Genomic DNA, 7,933 nt, shown 5'->3' with positions numbered 1-7,933 from the left:
CCTGGTAAAGGACTGGTATAATTGGTTGCTAAAGGCTGCCCAAGCGCAAAGACATACACAAAAAATCATCGAATATGCGAGGCTTTTATTTATCGACAATTTTTATCCCCAACAGGACTACTATCAAATCTTAAAAGATCATATTGATGCTGAAAACTGGGGCGTTTTTTTGGAGGAAATCATTACAGAAACTTCAGCCATAAAAATATGGGGTTACCTCGATTTAATACGGCAGATATACATCAAAGAAGAGTGGTGGGAACGGTTGTTTCTGATGCTAAAACTAAACCCGTCAATGGAAAAGATTGAGCAAAACGAAGAATATTTAGCGAAAGATTACACCCCTGAATTGATTGGGCTTTACAGCGAGAGGATTCTGGATTATGTTGCTGGTTCCGTTGGGCGAAGCCATTATCGCACCGCTTGCAAGTATTTGCGTAGAATGATGAAGTTAGGCGGAAATCAAGAGGTTAATACTTTGATTGAGTTCTTTAGAAAACAATACCCGCAACGGAAAGCTTTAATAGATGAATTAAATCAGATCTGAAATGCCGAGATCATCGATTTTACTATTGCCGGGTGGATAAATGAATACTTCTGATACAGAAATAGGGTAGATATTATACTAAGGTAAAAACAAATCATCCATGGTGACTTCGTTCTGTACCAGGCCAATAGAATACATATTGTTTTTAGTGCCATAGGTTGTAACCATGGCTAGGAACAGTGCTTTTTTAGTTTTACTCTCCCGACGAAATATATCAAGTTTGTTCTTTAACTCAGTAGCATAGGTTTTATCAATAGCAAACTCAGCATTTGAGAACTTCATTTCACATATGCTTATCACATTATCCTGTCTGTCCAGCAAAAGATCGACCTGTGTGCCGTTTCCATCTTTAGGAGAATGCCGCCAAGCTGATGTTTCCGTGAACACTCCAGAAATACCAAGCGCCTGCTTAATATTGTCTGTATGATTCATACAGATCCCTTCAAAGGCATAACCACTCCAACTCCTCCAGGAAGACGTCGATGATTTTTTTAGCCATGTGCCTGCACCGGTGGCGCGGGAATGTTCAATAAATTTAAGGTAGAAAAGGCTGTATTCATCGCTAAGCTTGTAAATGCTCTGATTGGCATTCTTCCGGAAAGGCAGGTGCGGAGTAATGAAGCCAGACTCCACAAGTTCCTCAAGTAAAAGACTGGTAGTCCCCCCACTCTGTAGGTTGCATTCCGCGATGATTTCGTTTCTTGTTAATCCCGATGGTTTGTCCGCGAGTGCTTTGACTACGGAAATGTGCCTGTCTGCGTTTTCGAACAGAGATCGGTAAAGGTTTGCGAATTCTGTTGAAAGAAGGCCATCCTTGGTGAAGCAAAGCCTGTCAATGGCCTGGGTAGCACTTTCCCCTTTTTTGAGTTCTTTTAGATAATGTGGCACACCGCCCATTGCCATAAAAATGTTCAGCATCTGGTAACGGTCCATATGGATATTGTTGCTTTTTAGGTACTGTTCTGTCTCGTGCAATGTGAAAGGTAACAAGCGGATTTTACGCGTTAAACGATTGTGCAGACCTCCTTTACTGTTGACAACTTTTTTGATCATCCAAGTGGCAGCAGATCCACAGATAGTAACAATAAGGTTCGGCTGCTGTGAGGCCCATTGGTTCCAGAAATATTCGAATGCAGAAAGAAAGCCTGATTTATGCGAGCTTAACCAAGGGAACTCGTCAAAGAAAATTACAGCTTTTCTTTTTTTAAGTATAGGGGCTGCAAATTCCCTGAGTTGCCAGAAAGCTTCCGTCCAGTTCTTAGGAGCTGCAGGAGTTAATCCTGAGCCTAATGCATCTGCGATAGCCTTGCTGAAATTGAGTAATTGCTCGCTAGCATTCGCGTCGTGAACTCCCGACAGTTCAAAAATGAGCTGTTTCTGGAAGACCGATCGGATCAAGAAAGTTTTTCCGACTCTTCTCCTGCCAAAGACTGCTAAGAGTTCTGATGAGGACGAAGCAAGCGCCTCTGACAATATTTTCTTTTCCGCTATTCTTCCGATGAGCAATTCCATATTTCTTCTTCTAAGAGATTAAAACAATTTTATCCGCAGCCAAAACATTATTCAAATATAGTGTTTTGGCTGTTGATAAAAAAATATCTTCAGCCAAAACGTATATAAAATGAGTTAATTTGGCTGTTGATAGATAGTTTTTTGTTTTAATAAAAGTTCCTTTACTCATGGCGATTTAGTAAGTCTGGTTTACAAAAATTAGTTTTTTCGGCTTTCTTAATACTCTGTAGCTTATTATAGCTTAATGATTTTTCTAGTGTTAAAAGAATTCATTTCGTAAGTTTGAGTGATAACATTTGAGCCCAATAACAGTCATCTTGAATAGTTAGTGAGTCTTTTTTTTTTGAAAAAAATTATTAGTCAGGACGTCGTGTGAGTGCAATGTGTTCGCAGATCTTTGGGACAGTCCTTTCGTCAGTAGTTGCACATAACTGCTTGCTTTTTTGTTAATCGCCTTACTCCTAAAAGTACCAAATAGTCATTTGTTGAAAATCTCTAATTTAATTTACCGCTTATTCAACACTTTATTTTTTTTGCCCCAGGCACTCAACTGCCCAAAAATTGGCAGAAACTCCACTGCCATTGGGGTTAATTCATACTCTACCCTTGGAGGTACCTCGGCGTAAACTGTTCGTTTCACGAGCTCATCTTGTTCTAGTGCGCGCAATTGCAGGGTTAACATCCTTTCGGATATGTAAGGGAATTCTTTTCGCAGTTCGCCAAACCTCAATTTTTGTTTCCCAAGTTTATCTAATATCACGATTTTCCATCTCCCGCCTATTTTGTTGGCCGCATAAGTGAGATCGCACTCTGTTATAAATTTTTCATTAAGCGTATAGGTCGAGTTTTCTTTCCTGGCTGTCATTACTTACGAATTTGTTAGTACCACACAAATGGTTGTGCATCCTATAAAAATAGGTGGTATGAGTTATTATTGCAAGGTCATTTTAAAAGCAAATAAATATGGACTTATATTTAAAAGAAAAAACGGCTTTAGTTACGGGTGCCAGTAAAGGAATTGGGAGGGCAATTGTAAAGGAGCTTGCGTCAGAAGGCGTAAAAGTTTTTGCAACCGGGCGCGATCAAGGTTTATTAAGTAGTCTTCATCGTGAAATTGTTGCTCTTGGCCATCCAGGACCTATTGTTTTTGCACTAGATCTACTTGAGCCTGATGCTCCGGCAAAAATTGCTTCAGCGGCTTTATCGGCACTTGGTCATATCGATATTCTCATTAACAATGCCGGCCAAAGTCAGCCGGTAGCTATTGCAGGCCCCGAGGAACCTTGGATTAAATCTATGGGACTTGATTTTGAACGTCCGAGGTTACTAACACAGCAATTATTGCCACATTTCATCACCAGGAAACAAGGCACGATACTCAATATCACCAGTACATATGAGTTACGCGCTTTGAATGTATCTGCTGTTGCTAAAGCTGCTTTGGCCATGTGGTCTAAACAGCTTGCAGGTGAACTTGGTAAATATGGAATTAGGGTAAATTGTTTGCAACCCGGACTGATTGATACCGATAACATCCGCTCATATTTTCCTGGTGATGAACGCCAGAAATATGCGGAAAGTGAAATACCTTTAAAAGATTTTGGAGACCCACAGGATATGGCGAATATGGCCGTTTTCCTGGTCTCTCCTCGTGCTAAGTATGTAACAGGAACGGTATCGGTTGTTGATGGTGGCGCCAGTCGTTCTGCATTCTAATAAGATAACAGTTTAAAATCCTGATAACTGTTGCCGGTAGATTTAAAACAAAAAACCCTGAAACAAGTTCAGGGTTCTTTTTATTTTACTTCTTCGTAATCTACGAAGTCGCCGAGTTTATCTGTTTTACTTTGATCAGGTTTTGGAGGCATGTAATCTATCGAAATAGAACCTTCAGGTTTTGATCGTTTCTGTTGTTGCTGCCCGCTAGCCTGACTTTGCATTTTGCCCGCCAGGTTATTAAACAGCATTGGAAGAATTAGCCTGATCAACATTCTGATAAGCCAAAGTACCAATATCGTGATGAAAATGAATTTTACTAATGCCATTCTTTTAATTACCGTTGTTACAAATATAGACGTCGTAAAATTTATTTTGTTACTTTTTCCGCCTTTAATTGCAATTTGATTACAATATAATACGTATTAAGGCCTATAATGGTTTTAATAGCTCCCTTAATCTTCAACTATTTCAGCTACGCGGCCAACCTGGCCATCTTCGAGCCGAACTTTTATCCCCCTCGAATGAAATGCGGAAGAAGTAAGCAGATCTTTAACCACTCCATAAGTGATGTTTCCCGATCGCTGATCTTTCTTCAAGATAATCCCGACTTCTAAACCTGGATAAATGTCTTTTCTATTTTGCCCGTCCATGTGTGCTGTAATAAAATGATGGTGAAAGCTTCAAAATTCCGTAATTATTTTGAATGTTATGGCAATTTGCTAAAATCTATTTGTGGTTTTTTGCCTGTTGAAGTTCTGGTCAGGATTTTTCCTGGTTTAGTATAGTCGTTAAAGAAACCACCGTTCTTTAAATAAAAAACACCCCTATCTACCCCTCCCTGATAGTCCATCCGGTAACCTTTTGCCCCGGTATTATCGGTGGTAAAACGGGCAGATTTTAATTCTCTCCAGGTGCCTTTATCATCGCAGATCCATTGGTTATCGAACAAAACTTTCCTCGATAAATCTCCCTGAACTGGTGAGAAGTTTTCTAAAAAGGAATGGAAACGTTTTAGATAAGTTTTGGTCTGGGGTCTGCTGAAACTAGCAATCAGTTGCCATTTATTGGTTTCAGGGGCAAAGAAATATGCTGTATACGTCGTAATGCTATCTTTTCCAGGTACACCATGGAGTAAGAATTTATAGGTATTTCCGGCTTTCCATAGGTAGTTTAAATAACTTTGGCCACCAGCGCCTTCATTGCCAAATTCTCCGGTGTGTACACCCTCACCTTTTTTAAGCATTTTAATTTTATGCGATTCAGGAATGCTTTTAGGATCGTCGGTATTGAAAGGGCTCCAAACCGAGAATAGGATGTGCCTTTCTGTAGGACTGTTTACCTGCATGCCAAAATAACCTTCTCCAAAGCCACATGCCATGAAGTAAGAGCCCAAGATATCTTCACCTTTTGGTACGGTTACTTCGTTATAATACCATTCTGCATTTACGTTTTCAGGCTGCTCATAACCTAAATGAACCGATGGCCCCCGTCTGCCCCAGTGAAAGAAATTTCCTTCATTATTTTTAACATAAGCCGTTTTGCCTTCAGTAGCCGTCCCGTTAATGGATAAAGTTTGTATGGAAGGAAACTTAGCTCCGCTTTTGCTTATTCCTTTAATTGTTAATGCCACGTAACCCGTATCTTTAATGATCCATTCTCCAATCTTACTCTCAAAAGGTTTAGCTTCATCAAACTTTACTTGTTTTGATTGATTATTGATGGAAAATTCCAAGATCGATTGTCCGTCCAGAACAGGTTTATCGCCTAGCGATATGGTTACCGTTCCGGGTTTGGAAACCCTGAAATAAGCCGTAAAATATTCTTTTTGATCCGACCAGTTTACAATCCCTTTATTGGATAAAGTTCTTTCTGAATCCTGGTGTAAGGAACTATAGGCATTACCTGCCAGGGGCAAAGAAATTACCGGAGCATTTTGGGCATAACTTTTCAGCCCCATAACACCGAGTACGATCAGTGTTGTTAGTTTAAAAGATTTCATTTGATGATTTTTAGATAACTTATTGAATTGCAATTCTAATCCAAATTATCTAAAAATCATCCTTTAAAACTAAAACGTTACTTGCCAAACTTCTCGTTAAACATTTTCTCTAATGCAAACATTTCATCACGCAGTTTTGCTGCCTGTAAAAAGTCCATATCTTTTGCTGCTTTTTGCATATCCTTACGGGTAGTGTCAATTGCTCTTTGCAATTCATTTTTACCCATATACTGTACAATTGGATCTGCTGCAATACTGATTTCGGCATTTTCCACATAGGCCCTTGCTTTGTTATCGCTTGCTTTCTGCGAGAAATCGAGTACCGATGTTTGCTCCAAAATGGCTTCCCTCGATTTACCAACGGTTTTAGGCGTAATGCCATGTTCTAGGTTGTAAGCAATCTGTATATCTCTACGTCTGTTCGTTTCTGAAATGGTTTTCTCCATACTATCGGTAATGCCATCTGCATACATTATTACGCGTCCTTTATCGTTACGGGCGGCACGGCCAATGGTTTGGATCAGTGACTTTTCAGAACGTAAAAAACCTTCTTTATCAGCATCTAAAATGGCAACCAGGGTAACCTCTGGTAAATCTAAACCCTCACGTAATAAGTTAATCCCAACCAAAACATCAAATTCTCCCAAGCGTAAACCACGGAGAATTTCTACCCGCTCTAAGGTTTTAATTTCGGAGTGGATGTATCTGGTTTTGATATTTAAGCGGTCGAGGTATTTGGTTAATTCTTCGGCCATACGTTTGGTTAGTGTTGTAACCAAAATACGTCCGCCATCTTTTATGGTAATGTCGATTTCATCAAGAAGGTCATCTACCTGGTTAATTGCTGGCCTGATTTCGATAACAGGGTCTAATAAACCGGTTGGCCTGATTACCTGTTCTACAACGACACCTTCTGATTTTTCAAGCTCATATTCAGCTGGCGTAGCGCTCACATAAATGGTTTGCGGGGCAAGGGCTTCGAATTCGTTAAAGTTTAAAGGCCGGTTGTCAAGCGCTGCAGGTAAACGGAAACCATACTCAACCAATGATAATTTACGCGATCGGTCTCCGCCATACATGGCCCTGATCTGCGGAACGGTAACGTGGCTTTCATCAATTACCATTAAATAATCTTCCGGGAAATAATCCAATAAACAGAATGGGCGCATACCTGGTTGTCTTCCATCAAAGAAACGTGAATAATTTTCGATACCTGAACAGTAACCGAGTTCCTTCATCATTTCGATGTCGAAATTGGTCCGTTCTTCCAGTCTTTTTGCCTCTAATAAATGGCGGTCAGCAATTAACTGGTTCTTGCGGATTTCCAGTTCTTCCTGAATGCCCCATATAGATGAGTTAAACCTGTCTTTTGGGGTAACAAAAAGATTGGCGGGATAAATGGCCATATCTTCGAGTTTCTCCAAAGTTTTACCAGAAACGGGATCAATTGCTGAAAGCTCTTCGATATCATCACCGAAAAATGAAATGCGGTAAGCATGATCAAGGTAAGCTGGATAAATATCTACTGTATCGCCTTTAACCCTAAACGTTCCACGTTTAAACTCTGTTGTGGTCCGGGAATATAAAATCTCAACCAGGCTATGTAAAAAAGCATTTCTCGAAATCCGTAGGCCTACGCCAAAACGGAAAACCATTCTGGAGAAATCTTCTGGATTACCCATACCATAAATGCAGGAAATGGAGGATACCACAATAATATCACGGCGGCCACTCATTAATGAAGAGGTGGTGCGTAAACGTAGTTTTTCGATCTCTTCGTTAATGCTCAGGTCTTTTTCGATATAAGTATTGCTTGAAGCTATAAAAGCCTCTGGCTGATAATAATCGTAATAAGAAACAAAATAATTCACCGAATTTTCGGGGAAGAAGTTTTTAAACTCACCGTAAAGCTGTGCGGCCAAAGTTTTATTGTGACTTAAAATCAGGGTAGGTTTTTGGGTCTGCTCAATCACATTGGCAACTGTAAAGGTTTTTCCCGATCCTGTAACCCCCAATAACGTTTGATAATGTTCGTTGGCATTTACGCCATCAACCAATTGTTTTATAGCGCTAGGCTGATCTCCGGTAGGCTGATATTCTGAGGTGATTTTAAATTTCATGAGTATATCAAATATACGGTTTAGGCAGTAAAGAGT

General features: G+C 39.9%; 9 protein-coding genes. 2 read left to right on the top strand and 7 right to left on the bottom strand.

What is annotated here, in order from left to right; genetic code table 11:
- Nucleotides 1-547, top strand: a 547-nt coding sequence (locus R2S57_RS09730) for a hypothetical protein (RefSeq protein ID WP_316844856.1), incomplete at its 5' end; no start/stop codon positions are given.
- A 78-nt stretch (nucleotides 548-625) separates the two neighbouring features.
- Here R2S57_RS09730 and R2S57_RS09725 read toward each other — a convergent pair.
- The 3 genes from R2S57_RS09725 to R2S57_RS09715 all read right to left on the bottom strand — a co-directional run bounded on the left by R2S57_RS09725 (nucleotide 626) and on the right by R2S57_RS09715 (nucleotide 2,924).
- On the bottom strand, nucleotides 626-2,059 hold the full coding sequence (locus tag R2S57_RS09725; RefSeq protein ID WP_316844855.1) for an AAA family ATPase: 1,434 nt from the start codon (nucleotides 2,057-2,059) through the stop codon (nucleotides 626-628).
- Between the two features lie 10 nt (nucleotides 2,060-2,069).
- Nucleotides 2,070-2,228: a hypothetical protein gene (locus R2S57_RS09720; protein WP_316844854.1), complete on the bottom strand. Its 159-nt coding sequence runs from the start codon at nucleotides 2,226-2,228 to the stop codon at nucleotides 2,070-2,072.
- 336 nt (nucleotides 2,229-2,564) lie between these two features.
- Nucleotides 2,565-2,924: a helix-turn-helix domain-containing protein gene (locus tag R2S57_RS09715; protein WP_316844853.1), complete on the bottom strand. Its 360-nt coding sequence runs from the start codon at nucleotides 2,922-2,924 to the stop codon at nucleotides 2,565-2,567.
- Between the two features lie 98 nt (nucleotides 2,925-3,022).
- Here R2S57_RS09715 and R2S57_RS09710 point away from each other — a divergent pair, with 98 nt between their 5' ends.
- Nucleotides 3,023-3,775, top strand: coding sequence for an SDR family oxidoreductase (locus tag R2S57_RS09710; protein WP_316844852.1), 753 nt, complete (start codon nucleotides 3,023-3,025; stop codon nucleotides 3,773-3,775).
- Between the two features lie 80 nt (nucleotides 3,776-3,855).
- Here the strand turns inward: R2S57_RS09710 and R2S57_RS09705 are convergent, their stop codons facing one another.
- From R2S57_RS09705 to uvrB, 4 genes are all read right to left on the bottom strand, one after another.
- On the bottom strand, nucleotides 3,856-4,104 hold the full coding sequence (locus tag R2S57_RS09705) for a DUF4834 family protein (protein WP_316844851.1): 249 nt from the start codon (nucleotides 4,102-4,104) through the stop codon (nucleotides 3,856-3,858).
- 126 nt (nucleotides 4,105-4,230) lie between these two features.
- Nucleotides 4,231-4,428 (bottom strand): YwbE family protein, encoded by a 198-nt coding sequence (locus tag R2S57_RS09700; protein ID WP_090497912.1) that lies wholly within the window; start codon nucleotides 4,426-4,428, stop codon nucleotides 4,231-4,233.
- Nucleotides 4,429-4,484: 56 nt separating this feature from the next.
- The gene (locus tag R2S57_RS09695) at nucleotides 4,485-5,777 is read right to left on the bottom strand and encodes a DUF3472 domain-containing protein (RefSeq protein ID WP_316844850.1); all 1,293 of its coding nucleotides are present in this window, start codon (nucleotides 5,775-5,777) and stop codon (nucleotides 4,485-4,487) included.
- A 77-nt stretch (nucleotides 5,778-5,854) separates the two neighbouring features.
- Nucleotides 5,855-7,897, bottom strand: a complete 2,043-nt coding sequence (gene uvrB, locus R2S57_RS09690) for an excinuclease ABC subunit UvrB (protein WP_316844849.1) — start codon at nucleotides 7,895-7,897, stop codon at nucleotides 5,855-5,857.
- Nucleotides 7,898-7,933 lie beyond the last annotated feature (36 nt).

Source organism: Pedobacter psychrodurus (genome assembly GCF_032678585.1).
In the GTDB taxonomy this organism is placed as follows: Bacteria; Bacteroidota; Bacteroidia; order Sphingobacteriales; family Sphingobacteriaceae; genus Pedobacter; species Pedobacter psychrodurus_A.
The sequence above is the reverse complement of the archived record's forward strand: the minus strand, read 5'-3'. Positions and strand labels throughout refer to the sequence as shown.

Coding starts and splice junctions, on each gene's coding strand:
- R2S57_RS09695 (WP_316844850.1), bottom strand. CDS start 5,777: ATGAAATCTTTTAAACTAACAACACTGATCGTACTCGGTGTTATGGGG.
- R2S57_RS09700 (WP_090497912.1), bottom strand. CDS start 4,428: ATGGACGGGCAAAATAGAAAAGACATTTATCCAGGTTTAGAAGTCGGG.
- R2S57_RS09705 (WP_316844851.1), bottom strand. CDS start 4,104: ATGGCATTAGTAAAATTCATTTTCATCACGATATTGGTACTTTGGCTT.
- R2S57_RS09720 (WP_316844854.1), bottom strand. CDS start 2,228: ATGAGTAAAGGAACTTTTATTAAAACAAAAAACTATCTATCAACAGCC.
- R2S57_RS09710 (WP_316844852.1), top strand. CDS start 3,023: ATGGACTTATATTTAAAAGAAAAAACGGCTTTAGTTACGGGTGCCAGT.
- uvrB (WP_316844849.1), bottom strand. CDS start 7,897: ATGAAATTTAAAATCACCTCAGAATATCAGCCTACCGGAGATCAGCCT.
- R2S57_RS09715 (WP_316844853.1), bottom strand. CDS start 2,924: ATGACAGCCAGGAAAGAAAACTCGACCTATACGCTTAATGAAAAATTT.
- R2S57_RS09725 (WP_316844855.1), bottom strand. CDS start 2,059: ATGGAATTGCTCATCGGAAGAATAGCGGAAAAGAAAATATTGTCAGAG.